16 protein-coding genes are annotated in these 17,539 nt (G+C 74.9%); 4 read left to right on the top strand and 12 right to left on the bottom strand.

Translation table 11 applies throughout. The features are described 5' to 3' along the window. Nucleotides 1-77 precede the first annotated feature (77 nt). Nucleotides 78-932, bottom strand: coding sequence for an EamA family transporter (locus tag ABD944_RS12860; protein WP_345175678.1), 855 nt, complete (start codon nt 930-932; stop codon nt 78-80). Continuing rightward, nucleotides 929-1,447, bottom strand: coding sequence for a MarR family winged helix-turn-helix transcriptional regulator (locus ABD944_RS12855; protein ID WP_345175677.1), 519 nt, complete (start codon nt 1,445-1,447; stop codon nt 929-931). Before ABD944_RS12855 ends, ABD944_RS12860 begins: the two co-directional genes overlap by 4 nt. A 102-nt stretch (nt 1,448-1,549) precedes the next feature. Here ABD944_RS12855 and selA point away from each other — a divergent pair, with 102 nt between their 5' ends. Genes selA through selD form a run of 3 tightly spaced genes read left to right on the top strand, consistent with a single transcriptional unit; the run spans nt 1,550 to nt 5,642 of the window. Beyond that, the gene (selA, locus tag ABD944_RS12850; RefSeq protein WP_345175676.1) at nt 1,550-2,881 is read left to right on the top strand and encodes an L-seryl-tRNA(Sec) selenium transferase; all 1,332 of its coding nucleotides are present in this window, start codon (nt 1,550-1,552) and stop codon (nt 2,879-2,881) included. Continuing rightward, nucleotides 2,878-4,644 carry a SelB domain-containing protein gene (locus ABD944_RS12845; RefSeq protein WP_345175674.1) on the top strand — a complete coding sequence of 589 codons (1,767 nt, stop codon included), beginning with the start codon at nt 2,878-2,880 and terminating at the stop codon, nt 4,642-4,644. The genes selA and ABD944_RS12845 overlap by 4 nt, the downstream gene beginning before the upstream one ends. Further along, on the top strand, nt 4,641-5,642 hold the full coding sequence (selD, locus tag ABD944_RS12840; protein ID WP_345175673.1) for a selenide, water dikinase SelD: 1,002 nt from the start codon (nt 4,641-4,643) through the stop codon (nt 5,640-5,642). Before ABD944_RS12845 ends, selD begins: the two co-directional genes overlap by 4 nt. Before the next feature lie 179 nt (nt 5,643-5,821). On the opposite strand, the gene fdh is transcribed toward selD, so the two are convergent. The 4 genes from fdh to ABD944_RS12820 form a co-directional block, all read right to left on the bottom strand. Then, on the bottom strand, nt 5,822-9,073 hold the full coding sequence (gene fdh / locus ABD944_RS12835) for a formate dehydrogenase (RefSeq protein WP_345175670.1): 3,252 nt from the start codon (nt 9,071-9,073) through the stop codon (nt 5,822-5,824). 131 nt (nt 9,074-9,204) lie between these two features. After that, nucleotides 9,205-9,942, bottom strand: a complete 738-nt coding sequence (locus tag ABD944_RS12830; protein WP_345175668.1) for an SCO6745 family protein — start codon at nt 9,940-9,942, stop codon at nt 9,205-9,207. 78 nt (nt 9,943-10,020) lie between these two features. Then, nucleotides 10,021-11,451: a PP2C family protein-serine/threonine phosphatase gene (locus ABD944_RS12825; protein ID WP_345175666.1), complete on the bottom strand. Its 1,431-nt coding sequence runs from the start codon at nt 11,449-11,451 to the stop codon at nt 10,021-10,023. Between the two features lie 264 nt (nt 11,452-11,715). Continuing rightward, on the bottom strand, nt 11,716-12,240 hold the full coding sequence (locus ABD944_RS12820; protein WP_345175664.1) for a MarR family winged helix-turn-helix transcriptional regulator: 525 nt from the start codon (nt 12,238-12,240) through the stop codon (nt 11,716-11,718). Nucleotides 12,241-12,679: 439 nt separating this feature from the next. On the opposite strand from ABD944_RS12820, the gene ABD944_RS12815 reads away from it, so the two are divergent. Beyond that, nucleotides 12,680-13,081, top strand: a complete 402-nt coding sequence (locus tag ABD944_RS12815; RefSeq protein WP_345175661.1) for a hypothetical protein — start codon at nt 12,680-12,682, stop codon at nt 13,079-13,081. On the opposite strand, the gene ABD944_RS12810 is transcribed toward ABD944_RS12815, so the two are convergent. The 6 genes from ABD944_RS12810 to ABD944_RS12785 all read right to left on the bottom strand — a co-directional run bounded on the left by ABD944_RS12810 (nt 13,078) and on the right by ABD944_RS12785 (nt 17,534). Beyond that, nucleotides 13,078-13,623 (bottom strand): TetR/AcrR family transcriptional regulator, encoded by a 546-nt coding sequence (locus ABD944_RS12810; RefSeq protein ID WP_345175660.1) that lies wholly within the window; start codon nt 13,621-13,623, stop codon nt 13,078-13,080. The two genes, ABD944_RS12815 and ABD944_RS12810, sit on opposite strands and share 4 nt — an antisense overlap. A 31-nt stretch (nt 13,624-13,654) precedes the next feature. Next, nucleotides 13,655-14,818, bottom strand: a complete 1,164-nt coding sequence (locus tag ABD944_RS12805; RefSeq protein WP_345175658.1) for an acyl-CoA dehydrogenase family protein — start codon at nt 14,816-14,818, stop codon at nt 13,655-13,657. 92 nt (nt 14,819-14,910) lie between these two features. Beyond that, the gene (locus tag ABD944_RS12800) at nt 14,911-16,146 is read right to left on the bottom strand and encodes a cytochrome P450 (RefSeq protein ID WP_345175656.1); all 1,236 of its coding nucleotides are present in this window, start codon (nt 16,144-16,146) and stop codon (nt 14,911-14,913) included. Next, nucleotides 16,143-16,790 (bottom strand): GTP-binding protein, encoded by a 648-nt coding sequence (locus tag ABD944_RS12795; RefSeq protein ID WP_345175653.1) that lies wholly within the window; start codon nt 16,788-16,790, stop codon nt 16,143-16,145. Before ABD944_RS12795 ends, ABD944_RS12800 begins: the two co-directional genes overlap by 4 nt. Beyond that, complete coding sequence (locus ABD944_RS12790) at nt 16,771-17,133, bottom strand: DUF742 domain-containing protein (RefSeq protein WP_345175651.1); 363 nt, start codon at nt 17,131-17,133, stop codon at nt 16,771-16,773. The genes ABD944_RS12795 and ABD944_RS12790 overlap by 20 nt, the downstream gene beginning before the upstream one ends. After that, nucleotides 17,130-17,534, bottom strand: coding sequence for a roadblock/LC7 domain-containing protein (locus tag ABD944_RS12785; RefSeq protein ID WP_345175650.1), 405 nt, complete (start codon nt 17,532-17,534; stop codon nt 17,130-17,132). The genes ABD944_RS12790 and ABD944_RS12785 overlap by 4 nt, the downstream gene beginning before the upstream one ends. Nucleotides 17,535-17,539: the final 5 nt, after the last annotated feature.

Raw genomic sequence — 17,539 nt, 5'->3', positions numbered from 1 at the left:
CAGATGGGTGACAACGCCGCCCGATTCCTTGTCACACCCGACCGATGCGCCTGGTGGCGGCGGACAAGGAGTGGTCCTCATCCGGCGGCGAGCGTCAGCAGGACGACGGCCGCGGCGGCGCCGGCGAGGCCCGCGGCCTGCGTCCGCGACAGGCGCTCGCGCAGCGCCGTGACGCCGAGCAGCACCGGGACCACCGGGTACAGCGAGGACAGCACGACCGCGATGACGACGAGCTGCTGCCGGGTCGCGAGGAGGTAGCAGACGAGCGCCGCCGCCGCGAGGCCGCCGTTCACCGCCGCCCACAGCCACGTCGTCCCGCCCGGGAGGCGGCCTGGTGGGCGCCGCCCGCGCGAGCGCATCACCGGAGCGATCGCGAGGACGGCCGCGACCCGTCCCGCCGCGACGGGCCAGAGGCCGGAGTCGTCGCCCGCCTGGGCGAGGGCCAGGTACTGCACCCCGATCCCGGCGCCCGCCGCGAGCCCGTTCACGAGGGCCGCGCGGACCCGGCCGCCCTCGTCCGACCGCGACCGGGACACCAGCCACAGCGCGGGCACCACGATGCCGATCCCGAGCCAGGCCGCCGCGGTGGGGCGGTCGCCGAGGAACGCGACGCCGACGACCACCGGCAACGCCACCCCGCCGACCGCGCTGACCGGGACGACGATGCTCAGGTTCCCCCTGCTGATGCCCCGGTAGAGGAAGACCATCGCGAGGCCCGTCCCGGCGCCCGAGAGCGCGCCCCACGCGAGGTCCCCGGCGGCCACGTCGGAAGCGGGGACGGCCACCGCCGCGGCGACCGCGCACGCGAGCCCGCCGACCTGGCCGAGCAGCGCGACGGCGGCGAAGTCGGCGCGGCGCGACAGCAGGCCGCCCCAGACGTCGGCGACCCCGTAGAGCAGCGCCGAGGTCAGGGCCAGGAGGACGCCCGTCATGCGCGCCCCGCGTCGCGTTCGGCCTGGCCGACCGGGCAGACGCCGCCGCTCGTGCAGCACCCCCGGTCGCAGAGGCGGCAGATGACGTCGGAGTCGCCGATCTCCTCGTAGAGGCGGGCCAGGAGCTTGGCCAGCAGCCCGGTGAGCGCCTCGCGCTCGGCGCCGTCCAGGACGTCCAGGACGCCGGCCAGCGGCGCGTCCCGCGCGGCCAGCATCGCGCGCGCCGCCTCCTCGCCCTCCGGCGTCAGCAGGACCTGGACGGCGCGCCCCCCGCCGGGACGGCGCCGGACCAGGCCGGCCGTCTGGAGCCCGTCCACCATGCGCGCGGCGGCGGACTGGGTCAGCCCGACGCGGCGTCCGAGCTCGGTGACGCCGAGGCCGGGCGCATGGGAGAGGACGACCAGCGCCGCGGCGCCGCTCGCGCTCACCCGCCCCGTGCCGGTGGCCCCGGCCAGCACCAGGTCGGTCACCGCCAGCGAGGCGGCGCCCAGCAGGTTCGCGAGTCTGTCATGCATGAGTCATGCATGTTAGCAGTCCCGGCGGGCGCGCCCTCCTCCGGGGCGGCGCTGTTTGCGTGCCATGCTGGCGGGGTAGCGCTGCATGTCGGAGGTCGCCTGATGGATCGCGAGGCCGGGCCCGCCGCGGGGGAGGACGAGCGGCGGCGGATCGCCCGAACGGACGTGCTGCTCGCCGAACCGCGCCTCGCGAGCGCGGCGGCGCGGCTCGGGCGCGGCGTCGTGAAGGCCGCGGTCGTCGCCGCCCAGCGCCGGGCCCGCGCCGGAGAGATCGCGCCGGAGGCGGTGGCCGACGCCGCCGTCGCGTCGCTGCCGCCGAACGCCTCCGGCCTCCGCCCGGTGATCAACGCGACCGGCGTCCTGCTGCACACCAACCTCGGGCGGGCGCCGCTGTCGCCGGCGGCCCGCGAGGCCGTGGCGGTGGCCTCCGGCGCCACCGACGTCGAACTCGACCTGGAGACCGGCCGTCGCGCCAAGCGCGGGCGGTCGGTCCTCGCGGCGCTGCGCGAGCGGGTGCCCCAGGCGGAGGCCGCGCACGTCGTCAACAACGGAGCGGCGGCGCTGGTGCTGGCCGCCGCCGCGCTCGCCCCCGGCCGGGAGATCGTCATCAGCCGCGGCGAGATGGTGGAGATCGGCGACGGGTTCCGCATCCCCGAGCTGCTGGCCGCCACCGGCGCCCGGCTGCGCGAGGTCGGCATGACGAACCGGACCACGCCGGACGACTACGCCGCGGCCGTCGGCGAGGAGACCGGGTTCATCCTCAAGGTGCACCCCTCCAACTTCCGCATGACCGGCTTCGCGCGCGGCGCCGGCGTCGCGGAGCTGGCCGGGCTCGGGGTGCCGGTCGTGGCCGACATCGGCTCCGGCCTGCTCGCCCCCGAGCCGCTCCTGCCCGACGAGCCCGACGCCGCGTCCATGCTCAAGGCGGGCGCCGACCTCGTCACCGCCAGCGGCGACAAGCTGCTCGGAGGCCCGCAGTGCGGCCTGATCCTCGGGAGGGACGAGCCGGTGGGGCGCCTCGCCCGCCATCCGCTCGCGCGGGCCCTGCGGGTCGACAAGCTGACGCTCGCCGCCCTGGAGGCCACCCTCCGCGGGCCGCTCACCCCCACGGCCGAGGCGCAGCACGGCGACGCGGGCGCGGTGCGGGAACGGGCCGAGCGGCTCGCCGCCCGGCTCCGGGACGCGGGAGTGGACGCGGCGGCCGCCGGGAGCGAGGCGGCGGTGGGCGGCGGCGGCGCGCCGGGCGTCGTCCTGCCGAGCGCGGCGGTCTCGGTGCCCGAGCACTACGCGTCCCGGCTGCGGCGGGGGACGCCCGCCGTGATGGGCCGCGTGGAGGACGGCCGGTGCCTGCTCGACCTGCGGTCCGTGCCGCCCGACCAGGACGGCGCCCTCGCCGAGGCCGTCCTGGCCCAGGCCCGCGAGGGGGCCCGATGACGCACGTCGTCGCCACCGCCGGCCACGTCGACCACGGTAAGTCCACGCTCGTCCGCGCCCTCACCGGGATGGAGCCCGACCGGCTGGAGGAGGAGCGGCGGCGCGGCCTCACCATCGAGCTGGGCTTCGCCTGGACGGCCCTGCCGGGCGGCGACCGGATCGCCTTCGTCGACGTCCCCGGGCACGAGCGGCTCGTCACCACGATGCTCGCCGGGGTCGGGCCCGTCCCGGCCGTGGTGTTCGTGGCGGCCGCCGACCAGGGCTGGCAGCGCCAGTCCGAGGAGCACCTGGCGGTCCTCGACGCGCTCGGCGTCCGGCACGGCCTCCTCGTCGTGACGCGCCGCGACCTCGCCGACGCCGCGGTGGCGGACCGGGTGCGGGAGGAGTCCCTCGCCCACCTCGCGGCCACCTCCCTCGGCCGGGTCGAGGCGGTCACGGTCAGCGGCGCCACGGGCGACGGCCTCGACGAGCTGCGGGCGGCCCTGGAACGGCTCACCCGCTCCCTCCCGGAACCCGAGCGGGACGCCGACGTCCGCCTCTGGATCGACCGGGTCTTCACCGTCCGCGGCAGGGGCACGGTCGTGACCGGCACGCTCGGCGCGGGAACGATCAGCGTCGGCGACCGCCTCGCCGCCGGCGACGCCCTCCTGCGCGTGCGGGGGCTCCAGAGCCTCAAGGAGGACCGCGAAGAGGTCGGCGCCGTCGCCCGCGTCGCCGTCAACCTGCACGGCGACGCGGGGGACCTCGGCCGGGGCGGCGCCCTGCTCACCCCCGGGCGCTGGCTCGCCGCCGACGTCGTCGACGTCCGGCTGCGCGGCGACGCCGCGTCCGACCTGCCGCGCGAGCTGACGCTGCACGCGGGGACGGCGGCGGTCCCGGTCCACGTCCGCCCGCTGGGGGACGACACGGCGCGGCTGTCGCTGCGCCGCCCGCTGCCGATGCGCGTCGGGGACGTCGCCCTGCTGCGCGACCCCGGGCGGCACCGCGTCCCGGCGGGCGTGACGGTCCTGGACGTCCGCCCCGAGCCGTTCGCGCGGCGCGGCGCGGCGGCCGCGCGGGCCCGGGTGCTCGCCGCCATGACCGGGCGCCCGGACGGCGCCGAGGAGGTCCGCCGCCGGGGCCTGATCAGGCGGTCGGACCTGGTCGCGATGGGAGTGCCCGTCCCCTTCGAGCCGGTGGCGGGGGAGTGGCTCGCCGACCCCGCGCTCTGGACGGACCTGCGCGGGCGCCTCGCGTCGGCCGTCGAGGAGCACGCCGCGGCGAACCCCACCGCCCCCGGCCTCCCGGCCGACGCCGCGCGCCGCGCCCTCGGCCTCCCCGACCGCGTCCTCGTCGACGCGCTCGCCGGGGGCCTCCTGCGGCGCGACGGCAGGATCTACGGCCGGACGACCGCGCCCGAGCTGCCGCCGCCCGTGCGCGAGGCCGTCGACGCCGTCCGCCGCGACCTGGCCGCGGCCCCGTTCCAGGCGCCGGACGCGAACCGGCTCGCCGAACTCGGCCTCACGCCGAAGCTGCTCGCCGTCGCCGCCGCGACCGGCGCGCTGCTCAAGGTGGCCGACGGCGTCGTCCTGCTGCCCGGCGACGACGCCCGCGCCGCCGGACTGCTCGCCGGGCTCGGCGGCCCGTTCACGCTGAGCGAGGCGCGCCGCGCGCTCGGCACCACCCGCCGCGTCGCCGTCCCGCTCCTGGAGTACCTGGACGACCGCGGCTACACGGTCCGGGTCGACGACCTCCGCCGCCGCTGCACCGGAAGGCGACCATGACCGACGCGACCCAGAAACGGCTCACGCAGTACGCGCACGGCGGCGGCTGCGCCTGCAAGATCCCGCCCGGCGAGCTCGAAGAGGTCGTCGCCGGCCTCGGCGCCGCGCCCGCCTCGCCCAACGCCGACCTGCTCGTCGGCCTGGACACCGGCGACGACGCGGCCGTGGTCCGGCTCCGCGACGGCCTCGCCGCCGTCGCCACCGCCGACTTCTTCACGCCCGTCGTCGACGATCCCTACGACTGGGGGCGCATCGCCGCCGCCAACGCCCTGTCCGACGTCTACGCGATCGGCGGCAGTCCCGTCGTGGCGGTGAACCTGCTCGCCTGGCCCCGCGACGTCCTGCCGTTCGACCTGGCGCGCGAGGTCCTGCGCGGCGGCCTCGACGTCGCCGCCGAGGCGGGCTGCCACGTCGGCGGCGGCCACAGCGTCGACGACCCCGAGCCCAAGTACGGCATGGCCGTCACCGGGGTCGCCGACCCCGCCCGCCTCCTGCGCAACGACACCGGCAAGCCGGGCACGCCGCTCAGCCTCACCAAGCCCCTCGGCCTCGGCGTCCTGAACAACCGCCACAAGGCGACGGGCGAGGTCTTCCCGCACGCCGTCGCGACCATGGCCGCGCTGAACCGCGACGCGTCCGCCGCCGCGCTGGACGCCGGGATCGCCTGCGCCACCGACGTGACCGGCTTCGGGCTGCTCGGCCACCTCTACAAGATGGCCCGCGCGTCCGGCGTGACCGCCGTGGTCGACGCCGCCGCCGTCCCCTACCTCGACGGCGCCCGCGCGTCCCTGCGCGACGGGTACGTCAGCGGCGGCACCCGCCGCAACCTCGAATGGGTGGCCCCGCACACCGACTTCGGCGCCGTTGGCGAGGACGACCGCCTGCTGCTCGCCGACGCCCAGACCTCCGGCGGCCTCCTGCTCGCAGGCGAGATCCCCGGCGCCCCCGTCATAGGCGAACTCATCCCCGCAGCCGACCACCCCCTGATCGTCCGCTGAAGCCCGGGTTCCGAGACCCCGCGACGACCGGGATGGTCGCGATCGCGTCCGAAGGCAGGTTCGAGCTCGCGAGAACCTGATCGCGCAGCGAGCCTCTGGGCGAGTCGGAGCGATGCCGGCGATCGCCCGCGTTTCTCGACGATGGAGGGCCGCCAGGCCCGAAGGAGGAGAGAAAAGCCCTACAACTCAGTTCCGGTTTGGTCGGTGATGCCGGCTCGTCGCTGGTACTCGCGGACCAGGGCGGGGGCGGCGGGGCCGCGCGGGCGGCGGCCCGGGCGGATGTCGACCGACAGCGCCTTCGCCTCCTGGATGTGGGTGTTCGGGTCCAGGGACAGGTGCAGCAGCTCGTTGGCCGCGTCGCCGCGGCTGTAGCCGTTCGGGCCCCAGTGGTAGGGCAGTCCGACCTGGTGGAGCTTGCGGCCGTCCACGGTCAGCGGCGACATGCGCTCGGTCACCAGGACCCGCGCCTCCACGACGGCGCGCGGGCTGACGATCGTCGCCCACCCGCCGTGCTCCAGGCGCCGCTCGGCCGCCAGTTCCGGCGAGACCTCGCAGAAGAACTCCGGTTGCAGCTCCGCCAGGTACGGCTGCCAGCGCGACATGCCGCCCGCCGTGTGGTGCTCGGTGAGCCGGTACGTCGTCGCCACGTACGGGTAGACCTCGGCCCCCGGCTCCGTGCCGCTCGGCGCGTACCGGTTGTCGGGATGCGGCGGCGACAAATGCCGGACGGGGTTGCGCTGCTGCTTGTACAGCGCGTTCTGGAACGGCGAGTCCTGCGGCTCGTAGTGCGTCGGAAGCGGGCCGTCGGTCAGGCCGGCGGGCGCGTACAGCCACGCCTTGCCGTCGGCCTGCATGATGAACGGGTCGTTGCCGGCGAGCGCGTCCGGACCCGTCGCGTCGCGCGGGGGCTTGTAGTCGGGCGGGCGGTCGGCGATGAAGTCGGGTACGTCGTGGCCCGTCCACTTGCCCTCCTCGGCGTCCCACCAGATGAGCGCCTTGCGGTCGCTCCACGGCTTGCCGTCCGGGTCGGCGGACGCCCGGTTGTAGAGGATGCGGCGGTTCATCGGCCACGCCCAGCCCCACTCGGGGGCCACCCAGTTCTGGTCCTTGCCGGGCTTGCGGCGCGCCGTCTGGTTGACGCCGTCGGCGAAGCAGCCGCAGTAGATCCAGCAGCCGCACGAGGTGGACCCGTCGTCCTTCAGCTGCGTGTAGGACGACAGCGGGTTCCCGTCCGCGTCCCGGCCGTTGATCTCGGCGAGCACGGCCTCGGCGTCCGGCTCCGCGAGATCGCCCCTGGTCGGGTAGTCCCACGTGAGGTCGAGGACCGGCCGGTCCATGTCGTCGGCGGACCCGGCGAGCTTCTCCCGGATGATCCGGCCGAGGTGGTAGGTGAACCACAGGTCGCTGCGCGTGTCCCCGGCGGGCTCCACGGCCTTGTGGTGCCACTGGAGCATCCGCTGCGTGTTGGTGAAGCTGCCGTCCTTCTCGGTGTGCGCGGCGGCGGGCAGGAAGAACACCTCGGTGCCGATGTCCTCGGTGCGCATCTCGCCCGACTCGATCTCCGGGCCGTCCTTCCACCACGTCGCCGACTCGATCAGCGAGAAGTCGCGGACGACGAGCCAGTCGAGGTTGGCCATCCCGAGCCGCTGGATCTTGGCGTTGGCCGACCCGACGGCCGGGTTCTCGCCCATCAGGAAGTAGCCCTTGCACACCCCGTCGATCTGCGCCATGGAGGTCTCGTAGGTGCTGTGGGATCCGGTCAGCCGCGGCAGGTAGTCGAAGCGGTAGTCGTTGTCGGCCGTCGCCGCGTCGCCCCAGTACGCCTTCAGCAGGCTGACCATGTAGGAGCGCATGTCGCCCCAGAAGCCCTTGCGCGCCGCCTCCGCTTCGATGAACGTGTCCAGGTCCTCGTTGCCGTGGGCGTGCGGCATCGGGATGTAGCCGGGCAGCAGGTTGAACAGCGTCGGGATGTCCGTCGAACCCTGGATGGACGCGTGGCCGCGCAGCGCCAGGATGCCGCCGCCGGGGCGGCCGATGTTGCCGAGCAGCCCCTGCAGCACCGACGCCGCGCGGATGTACTGGACCCCGACCGTGTGCTGCGTCCAGCCCACCGCGTACGCGAACGCGGTCGTCCGGTCGCGGCCGGAGTTCTCGGTGACCATCTCGCAGACCTTGAGGAACTGGTCGCGGGGGACGCCGCAGATCCGCTCGACCATCTCCGGCGTGTACCGCGCGTAGTGCCGCTTCAGCACCTGGAACACGCACCGCGGATGCTCCAGCGTCGGGTCCCGCTCCGGGTCGCCCACGCCGATCGCCGCGCCGCCCGAACCGTGCGCCTCGCCGCGCGCCGCCTCCTCGACAGGCCCGACGCGGTCCTCGTACTCCATGTCGCGCTCGCCGGAGGCGGCCTGGACCTCCATGCCCTCGTACTGCCACGTCCGGTGGTCGTAGCCGCGCTTCTCCGGGTCCAGGCCGGAGAACACGCCGTCCAGGTCCTCGGTGTCGCGGAACTCCTCGGTGAGGATCACCGACGCGTTGGTGTAGGGGACGACGTAGTCGCGGAAGTACTTCTCGTTCCGCAGGACGTAGTTGATGATCCCGCCGAGGAACGCGATGTCACTTCCCGCGCGCAGCGGGACGTGCGCGTCGGCGAGTGCGCTCGTCCGCGTGAACCGCGGGTCCACGTGGATCAGCTTCGCCCCGCGCGCCTTCGCCTCCATCACCCACTGGAACCCGACCGGATGGCACTCGGCCATGTTCGAGCCCTGGATGACGATGCAGTCCGCGTGCTGCAGGTCCTGCTGGAAGGTGGTCGCGCCGCCGCGTCCGAACGAGGTCCCCAGACCGGGGACGGTGGAGGAGTGTCAAATGCGGGCCTGATTCTCGATCTGCACCGCGCCGAGCGCGGTGAACAGCTTCTTGATCAGGTAGTTCTCCTCGTTGTCGAGCGTGGCGCCGCCGAGGCTCGCGAAGCCCAGCGTCCGCCGCACCCGCACGTCGTCCTGCTCCCACTGCCAGCCGTGCCGGCGGGCCTCGATCACCCGGTCGGCGATCATGTCCATGGCCGTGTCGAGGTCGAGCGGCTCCCACCCGGTGCCGTGCGGGCGTCGGTACAGCACCCGGTGCTCGCGGGCCGGCCCGGTCGTCAGCTGGAGGCTCGCCGACCCCTTCGGGCACAGCCGCCCGCGGCTGACCGGTGAGTCGGGGTCGCCCTCGATCTGGGTGACCTTGCCGTCCTTGACGTACACGTCCTGCCCGCAGCCGACCGCGCAGTAGGGGCAGACGGACTTCACGACCTCGTCGGCGGTGCTCACCCGCGGCCTGATCCGCTCGGTGCGGGCGCTCTTGGACGCCGCTCCCCGCCCGAGGGGGTCGTCGCCGGTGAACTGGCGGTAGACGGGCCACGACTCGATCCATGTGCGAACGCCCACGTCCCACCGCCCTTCTTGGCTCGGCCCGCCGCCGACCTACCCGCCGCCCGTCCCGCGAAACACGGGGGGTGCGCGGAGCGTGAACGGGGCGCCGTCCTTCGACCGGTGCACCGGGTGTTCCGCGGAACCGCTCAGCGCAGGACGGCCGCGCCGACCGCGCCCATCCGCTCCGCGAACTCGGCGCGCTCGGACGGGGACAGAGCCCGCTCGTAGACGGCGGCGGACAGCCGGTCGGTGATCTCCTCGGCCTCCGCCCGGCGCGGCCTGAGCGCCGCGCAGTCGGGGAGGTCGCCCTGCCAGCCGAAGAAGCGCGCGGTGTCGGGCCCGTCCTGGGTCAGGATCGCCTCCAGCGGGGAGAGCCCGACGGAGGTCGTCGCGACGAGATGCAGCCCGCCGCGCAGCTCCCGCAGCACCTGCACCAGCTGCATGAGCCGGGCCCGGGAGCCGTCCGGCAGCGGTTCGGCGCGCCAGCCGCAGAATAGCGGCAGCCCCGACCCCTCGGCGGCGCGCGCCACCCGCTCGGCCAGCTCGCACAGGCGCGGGTCGTCCGGCAGGTGCGACTCGCCCCAGGCCGCGCATCCGAGGGCGTACCGCCGCGTCGCCTCGCGCGCCCCGGCGACCGCGACGCCCTCCTCCCACTGGGGGCGGACGAACCCCGGCTCGAACCAGCCGAGCGCCGCCGCGACGACGTCGGCGTCGACGTCGCCGAGCACCCCGCCGCGCCCGGCGAAGTAGTACGCGAACGGATTGCCGTACCCCTGCTCCTTGCCGTGCTCCGCCGTCCTGCGCGACAGCATCCACCGCGACCCGACACCGTGAATGATCCTGTCGGCGGCGCGGACGGTCTCCGCGGCGGTCAGTTCGCCCATCGGCGCTCTCCCGGTTCCTCGCTGTCAAGTAACCGGAAGGTTACTGCCCCCGGGCCGCCGCTCCGCGAGCGGTCCCGGTCAGATCGCGGACCCGCCGCGCACGGCCTCGCCGCGCGGGTCCGGCGAGGAGCCGCCGGACGGCCGGTGCCAGTCGAAGCACACCACGACGGCGTCGTCGGCCAGGTCGGCGCCCTCGTGGAACTCGATGAGCTCGTCGATCACGGTCAGCGGGACCTCCGCCGCGGGCTGCAGCCGGCTCCGCCGGGTGGCCTGCTCCAGCGCGTGCGTTCCGTACTCGCCGGACGGGGCCCGCGCCGCGAAGACGCCGTCGCTGACGATGACGAGCCGGTCGCCGGGTTCGAGGGGGAAGCGCTGGGGCCGGTACTCGGTGTCGGGGAACATGCCGAGCGGCATCTGCTGCTCCAGCGGCACCGCCGTCACCTCGGTGCCGCGCAGCAGCAGGATCCTCGGGGACCCCGCGTCGATGACGTGCACGGTCCCGTCGGCGAGGTCGATCCGCATGACGAGGGTCTCGGTGAACTCCCGGCCGCCGTGCCGCACGTGCACCATGTCGTTGGCCAGGCTCGCCTGCTCGCCGAGGTCGGCGCCGGACCGGCGGGCGTTGCGCAGCGCGCCGACGGTCAGGGACGTCAGCAGGGCCGCGTTGATGCCCGTGCCCGAGCCGTTGGTCACGGTCAGCGCCAGATGGTCGTGCTCGACGGACCAGTCGAAGTTGTCGCCGCCGATCGAGTAGGCCGGCTCCAGATGGCCCGCGAGGCTGAACGAGTCGTCCGCGTGGGCGTGGCCGGGCAGGAGCTGCCACTGCAGTTCCGCGGCGAGGGTGAGGCGGTGCCGCCTCCTGGCCCGCTCGTACCGGTCGGTCCGGTTCCACGCGACCTTCAGCGCGCTGCCGACCAGCTCGCCGATCTCGGCCAGCTCGCCGACATCGTCCGCGCTCCAGGGGCCGGACGAAGTGAGCTCCAGGACGCCGATCCGCTCGCCGCGCGCGCGGACCGGTAGATAGGTCACGGTCTCGGCGGCCTCGTCACCGTCCCCCTCGGGGGACGCGAGGACGCGGCCGGTGATGAACGACCGCCCGGCAGGGCTCTGCCGGATCCCGATCGCCTCGACGCCCTCCTCGGCCGCCTCCTCGGCGGCCGCCACCTCGGCGTCCGGAACGGTCAGGGCCAAGCTGTCCGGGTGGGGCGTGGCCAGAAGCGGCGCGACCGGCATGAGGGCGCGCGAGTGGTAGTCGCAGACCAGGAGCCGGGCGGTGGAGACGGCGGGGTACTCCCGCGAGAGCGTCGCGGCCAGCACCTCGGGCAGTGCGTACGCCGGGGCGGCGCGCAGCGCCCGCTCGACCCTGGCCGTGCGCCTTCCCCCGCCTCCGCCGGGGCGTCCCTGCCCGACCCCGGCCTGGCGGCCGTGCTCATCCCTGGCCGGGCGGCCGTGTTCATCCCTGGCCGGGCGGCCGTGCTCATCCCTGGCCGGGCGGCCGTGCGTACTCATTGCGACCCCATCTCATCACTGCCTGCCGACGCGCCGGACGCGGCCGCGTCCCCCGCGCGGTCCGGTTCTGGGACGCCGGACCGCGGGAACGGCCGTGCCCCCCTCGACCGGCCGTCCAACCGCGGGAATGCGGCTCTGCCATCGGGTCCGCCGCGTCTCGGACGCAGGACCGCAGGGGAAGACTGCCAAAGAGTTTGCCGTATGGCAAATACTTGATATCGAGCCGCGGGAGAAGGGGTTCGCGCCGGGTCGGGCGGAGGGCGGTCAAGCCGTCCGGGACCCGGGCATCCCCCTCCCGCCGCGCTCGCCCCGCTCGCTCGCCTGGCCGAACTCGGTGAGCGCGTCGAGCAGCCGCCCGCGGGAGGCGGGCGACATCTGCGCCAGGACGTCCCGCACGGCCGCGCGGCGCCGCCGGACCAGCTCGGCGTGCAGGCGTTCGCCCTGGTCGGTCAGCCGCAGCACGATCTCGCGGCGGTCGACGCGGGCGGTCTCCCGCGCGATCAGCCCGGCCGCCTCCAGCCGGTCGCAGAGCCGGCTCGTGGACGAGGGGATCGCGCCGAGCTCCTCGGCGAGCCCGCCGAGGTTCGGCCGGCCGAACCGCGCGATCACCTCGACGGCGCGCAGCTGGATCGGCGAGATGGCGGGTTCGAGGCCCTGGTCGGCGCGGTTCCAGAGCAGCGCCGTCGAGCTCAGCACGCGTTCCACGGCGACGGCGACGTCGTCCGGGACGGCGCCGTGTCCTGCTCCCGCCTGCTCTTCGCCTGACGGCCGCGGTCGTCGCTGACTCACACCCCAGCCTTTCGCACGGAGTCCCCGCCGGCGGCATCTCACTCGCCCCCGGTGGCCCCGCCGCGCCGCCCCCGGTCTGGGCCGGGCGGTACGGTCGCGGGCGGTACCACGATAGAGGCTCGGACCGGCGCGATGCACGGCCGCGTCCGGTGCGGCCTGCGGCGGCGGGCGGAAACGCCCGGCGGCGCGAGGGTGCCGGCCGATGGCGACGGGGCGGTCCGCGACGGGCCCGACGGCCGCGCGACCCGCCCCGGCGAACCGGTGGACGGTGTCCGGTTCCGGACATCGAGGCGCCCGACGCGCCGCGACGACCGGCGCGGATCCGAACCCCGCGGCGCCGGGGCGCGTACGAGAGGGTGGGCCCGGCGGGGCCCGGCGGGGCCCGGCCGACGCGACCGTGAACGGACAGGGATTCGTGAAGCCAGCGCGAGGTGACCGGATGGGTGACCGGGCGGCGAGCGCCGGGCTCCTGTCGCGGCTGCTGGAGGCGCTGGAGGACGACTGCGCGGTGTGCGGGGGGACGGGCAGCACCCCGAACGAGCAGTGGCTCGCCTGGCACCGCCGGGCCGGCGAGCTGATCGCGGTCGCCCAGGCCGCCCGCCGCGCCCACGAGTGGCGTCCCGTCCCGGGCGTCCCGCCCGAGCGCGTCGCGGCCGCCGAGCCCGCCATCGTGACCGCCGTGGAACGCGCCATCGACGATCACATGAGGGCCCGCCCGGACGAGCCGGAAGAGGAGCGCTGCACCGCGTGCCGGGGCCTCGGCAAGGAGCTCACCCCGGCCGGGCGGGAGTTCGCCGAGGTGCTGGCGCGGCACGGCTTCGTCCGCCGGGAGCGGGACTAGGGAGCGAGGAGGATTTCCAGCATGCGTTCCCGGGGGTCGGGGCCGGTCCCCGGCACGAGGTAGCCGCCGGCCCAGACCCGCAGCATCAGCTGCGCCCGCAGGAACGCCTCCTCCTCGTCGAACCCCAGGTCCTCCAGGCATGCGGCGATGTGCCCGAGCAGCGCCCGGTCGGCGTGCCGCACCGCCTCCTCCGCCGCGGGCTCGTCCTGGGCCCACAGCCGCATCGCCCGGTCGACCGGGGCGACCTCGCGGCCGAGCGCCTGGATGCGGCGCAGCCGCTCGCGCGGATCGGCGGTGCTGCCGAGCGCCAGCCCCAGGACCTCGTCGGTCCGCTCGTGCGCCCACCGGTCCAGCAGCGCCCGCATCAGCTCCGGGCGGTCGCGGAAGTGCCAGTAGAAGCTGCCCTTGGTGACGCCGAGCCGGGCCGCCAGCGTGGTGATCGCCACGCCGCGCTCGCCGGCGCGGGCCAGCTCCCCGTAGGCGGCCTCGATCCAGTCGCGCCGCGCCACCCTGGGCCGCGCCGCCCTCGTGCGGGCCGTCATCACACCTCCCGTCTCCGCCGCGCGGACGCCGTCACACCAGGGTCACCGGGCCGGGGTCCAGGCCCAGTTCGATCCTGCCGTAGAGGGCGTACGCCGCGTCCGGTTCGAACACCACGTGCCCGGAGATCGTATTCACGTCCCGCTGCGCCCGCTGGAAGGGCGAGTCGGTGAACTGCGCGCTCGCCCCGGCCGCCGAGCACAGGTCGTTGACGACCCGCCGCGCGGTCCCGGCGACATGCGCGGCCGCCAGCCGGGCCCCGGCGCGACACCGCAGGTCGCAGTTCCCCTCCGCCACGGCGCGGACGACGCCGCGCAGCGCGTCCTCCAGCAGCAGCCGGGCGGCGGCCAGGTCCGCGGTCGCCGACGCGAGCCGGATCTGCGCGCCGGTGGTCTCGCGCTGCCGCTCGCCGGAGTAGGCCGTCACCCGGCTCCGGGTCCTCTCGGCGAACCGGGCCAGCACGCCCTCGGCCACGCCGAGCACGGGCGCGGCGCCGGTCAGCGCGAACACGGGGACGAGCGGCGTCCGGTAGAGCGCCCCGGAGTGGACGAGGGACCCGGGCGAGCGCCCCTCCGCCAGGTCGGCGAGCGGCGCCGACCGGTGCTCCGGGACGAACACGTCCGCCACCTCGATGTCGTTGCTGCCGGTGCCCCGCATCCCGCTGGTGTGCCAGACGTCGTGGACGGCCACCTCCTCGCGCGGCAGCAGGAACAGCCGCGGCTCGATCGCGTCGCCCGCGGTGACCAGTGCCATGACCATGACGTGCCCGGCGTGCATCACCCCGCTGCCCCACGACCAGCGCCCGGTGACCCGGTGCCCGCCGTCCGCGGGGGCCGCCGTCCCGGTCGGCGCGAGGACGCACGGGATCAGCGCGTACGGCCGGTCCGCCCAGACCTCGGCCTGCGCCCGCTCCGGGAAGAGCCCGACCATCCAGTTGTGCAGCGTGTAGATGACCGACAGCCACCCGGTCGAGGCGCATCCGGCGCCCGCCTCCCGGCACGCCGCCGCCATCTCCTCGAACCCGCGCTCCGCCCCGCCGAACCGCTTCGGCACCAGCATCTCGAAGAGCCCGGTCGCGGCCAGGTCGGCGATGGTCTCGTCGGGCAGCCGCCGCGCCCGCTCGGCGGCCGGCGCGCGTTCGGCGAGCGTCGGCGCGAGGTCCCGCACGCGGCGCACGATCCCGTTTCCATACTCCATGGTATGGAACCATACCCATAGGTATGTTCCCGGGCGAGGCCCCTTCTGTGTTCAGGCCGGGACGCTCACCCCGGCGGACGGCGACCGTGGGGTCAGTGGGGGGACAGGGTGGGGGTGAATTTGACGGGGAGGGCGGCGAGGCGGCGGACCCAGAAGGACGGGAGCCACAGGAGTTCGTCCGGTTTGACGGCGAGTTCGATGTCGGGCAGGCGGTCGAGCAGGACCTCGACCGCGGTCCTGGCGACGACCTCGGCCAGTTCAGGAGCGGGGTAGGGGCATCCGTGGTCGCCGTGGCCGAACGACAGGTGGGCGCGGTTGCCCGCGCCGGCGCCCTGCGCGGGCGGCTGGACCTGGGGGTCGGCGTTCGCCGCGGCCCAGCCGAGGATCAGCATGTCGCCCGGACGGATCTTGCGGCCGGCCAGCTCGCAGGAGCGCACGGCGAAGCGGCCGATGTTGTTCTGGGACGGCGTGTCCTCCCACAGCACCTGGTTGAGGGCCTGCGTGACGCTGCCGCGGCCGCCCTGGAGGGTCACGGCGAACTGGTCGTCCACCAGCATCAGCCGCAGCGTGTTGCCGATCCAGTGGCCGGTGGGCAGCGTCCCGGCGCTGAGCATGGGGATCAGGTCGCTGATCAGCTCGTCGACGGTGTAGCCGGCGGGGTGCTGGAGGAGGCGGGAGGTGACGTCCGGGCCGGGGTGCGCCCTGCGGGTCTCGGCCAGCCGGCGCATGGTCTCCTGGAGCCGCTGGTAGGCCGCGACGGCGGTCTCGTCGGAGCCCGCCACGGCCTGGATGTCGCGGATCATGTCCGGCACCTCGGCGTCGGGGACGCCGAAGATCCCGACCATCACCATCGGGGGGAGCCGGTCGGCGAACTGGGTGCCGAGGTCGGCCTCGCCGTCCCCGGCGAACTCGTCGATCAGGTGGTCGGCGACGCGCTCGCTGATGCCCGCAAGCTCGGTGCGGTCGACGGCGTCCAGCGCGTCGCTGATCGCCGCGCTGCGCCGGTGGTGCTCCTCGCCCTCGGCGAGCATCACCGAGGGGTTCCAGCCGACGAACGGCAGCAGCGACCAGTTCTCGGGGACCATGTCCCAGGCGTTCCACCGGCGGGTGTCGCGGGCGAACAGCCCGGGGTTGCCGGTGACGTGGTTGACCTCCCGGTACCCGATCACGTACCAGGCGGGGATGTCGCCTTCGAGCAGGACGGGCACCACGGGGCCGTGCTCGCGCCGCATCCGCTCGAAGAAGTCCTTCGGCCGCTGGTCGAACTCCTCCCCGTACAGGCGGACGGCGTTCTCGTCGGCGGGCGGCCGGACGGTCTCGTCGGTCACTGCGCGGCCTCCTGGAGCGTGGCGGGATCGTGGAGGGTGGTGAGGTGCCGGACGAGTGTGATCAGCACGCTCTTGGAGGATTCGCGCTGCCGGGCGTCGCAGTCGACCAGGGGGACGTCCGCGGGGAGCGACAGCGCGTCGCGGACCAGGTCCAGCGAGGGCCGCGGCTCGGGGCCCTCGAACCGGTTGACCGCCACCACGAACGGCATCTTGTGGTGCTCCAGCCGGTCGAGCGGGTAGAAGGACTCCTCCAGGCGGCGCGTGTCCACCAGCACCACCGCGCCCAGGCTGCCCGAGAACAGCTGGTCCCAGATGAACCAGAACCGCTGCTGGCCAGGGGCGCCGAACAGGTAGAGCACGCGGTGGGCGTCCAGGGAGATCCGGCCGAAGTCGAAGGCGACCGTGGTGGTCCGCTTGTCGGCGACGGCGCTCGGGTCGTCGATGCCGACGCCGGCCTTCGTCATGACCTCCTCGGTGCTCAGCGGGCGGATCTCGGAGATCGAGCCGACCATGGTGGTCTTCCCTACGCCGAACCCGCCCACGATCACGATCTTCAGCGCGTCCCGGACGCTGCTGCGCAGCGGGACGCCGCCCGCGGGCGCGGTCGCGGGCTCCGGTGCGCGGTCAGAGGGCTTTGAGTCCATCGAGCACCTCCTTCAGGGTGTCCAGGTCGGCCAGGTGGGTGGTCGCGGTGGCCGAGGTCGGATGGCGGACGGTGATGTGGCCGGTGTCGCGCAGGTCGAGCAGAAGGATCTTCACGACGCTCACCGGCAGCCGCAGATGGGAGGACAGCTCGACCACGGCCACCGGCTCGTTCCGGCACAGCCGCAGGATCGCGACGTGCTCGGACTGCATGCCCGGCGCCGGGTCGTTCTCCGCGACGACCAGCGTGACGAGATCGAGGTCCGCGTCCCCGGCCCGGCTGCGGCCACCGGTCACGGTGTAGAGCCGGTCCGGATCGTCGAGGTCCAGGGGGCGCGGTTTCATCTCGAAACGGAGGTGCGCGGAGCCGCGGTCAGGTAGCCGCCGATCTGCTCCACCAGTTCGTTCATGTTGTGCCCGACCAGGCCGACGTCGGCGTCGTCGCGGGCCACGACGGCCAGGTGCGCCCCCTCGCCCGCCGGGATGATCAGCAGGAGCCCGCCCGCGAACTCCACCATCGACTGGCCGGCGCCGACGCCCCGGCCGAACTCGTGGGAGGCGGTCATGGACAGGCTCTGGATGCCCGAGGCGATGGCCGCGAGCTGGTCGGCCCGGTCGTCGTCGAGGCCGGGCGTGTGGCAGATCTTCAGACCGTCCCTGGACAGCACCAGGACGTGCTGGACGCCGGGCGTCCGTTCCGCGAGGGACGTCAGAAGCCAGTCGAGTCGGCGCTCATCGGTGCTCATCGAGA

The sequence above is a fragment of the Actinomadura verrucosospora genome, from assembly GCF_039540335.1.
GTDB lineage: Bacteria > Actinomycetota > Actinomycetes > Streptosporangiales > Streptosporangiaceae > Spirillospora > Spirillospora verrucosospora.
This window is presented reverse-complemented; position numbering and strand designations above follow the sequence as displayed.

Coding starts and splice junctions, on each gene's coding strand:
- ABD944_RS12860 (WP_345175678.1), bottom strand. CDS start 932: ATGACGGGCGTCCTCCTGGCCCTGACCTCGGCGCTGCTCTACGGGGTC.
- ABD944_RS12855 (WP_345175677.1), bottom strand. CDS start 1,447: ATGCATGACAGACTCGCGAACCTGCTGGGCGCCGCCTCGCTGGCGGTG.
- selA (WP_345175676.1), top strand. CDS start 1,550: ATGGATCGCGAGGCCGGGCCCGCCGCGGGGGAGGACGAGCGGCGGCGG.
- ABD944_RS12845 (WP_345175674.1), top strand. CDS start 2,878: ATGACGCACGTCGTCGCCACCGCCGGCCACGTCGACCACGGTAAGTCC.
- selD (WP_345175673.1), top strand. CDS start 4,641: ATGACCGACGCGACCCAGAAACGGCTCACGCAGTACGCGCACGGCGGC.
- ABD944_RS12830 (WP_345175668.1), bottom strand. CDS start 9,942: ATGGGCGAACTGACCGCCGCGGAGACCGTCCGCGCCGCCGACAGGATC.
- ABD944_RS12825 (WP_345175666.1), bottom strand. CDS start 11,451: ATGAGTACGCACGGCCGCCCGGCCAGGGATGAGCACGGCCGCCCGGCC.
- ABD944_RS12815 (WP_345175661.1), top strand. CDS start 12,680: ATGGGTGACCGGGCGGCGAGCGCCGGGCTCCTGTCGCGGCTGCTGGAG.
- ABD944_RS12810 (WP_345175660.1), bottom strand. CDS start 13,623: ATGACGGCCCGCACGAGGGCGGCGCGGCCCAGGGTGGCGCGGCGCGAC.
- ABD944_RS12805 (WP_345175658.1), bottom strand. CDS start 14,818: ATGGAGTATGGAAACGGGATCGTGCGCCGCGTGCGGGACCTCGCGCCG.
- ABD944_RS12795 (WP_345175653.1), bottom strand. CDS start 16,790: ATGGACTCAAAGCCCTCTGACCGCGCACCGGAGCCCGCGACCGCGCCC.
- ABD944_RS12790 (WP_345175651.1), bottom strand. CDS start 17,133: ATGAAACCGCGCCCCCTGGACCTCGACGATCCGGACCGGCTCTACACC.
- ABD944_RS12785 (WP_345175650.1), bottom strand. CDS start 17,534: ATGAGCACCGATGAGCGCCGACTCGACTGGCTTCTGACGTCCCTCGCG.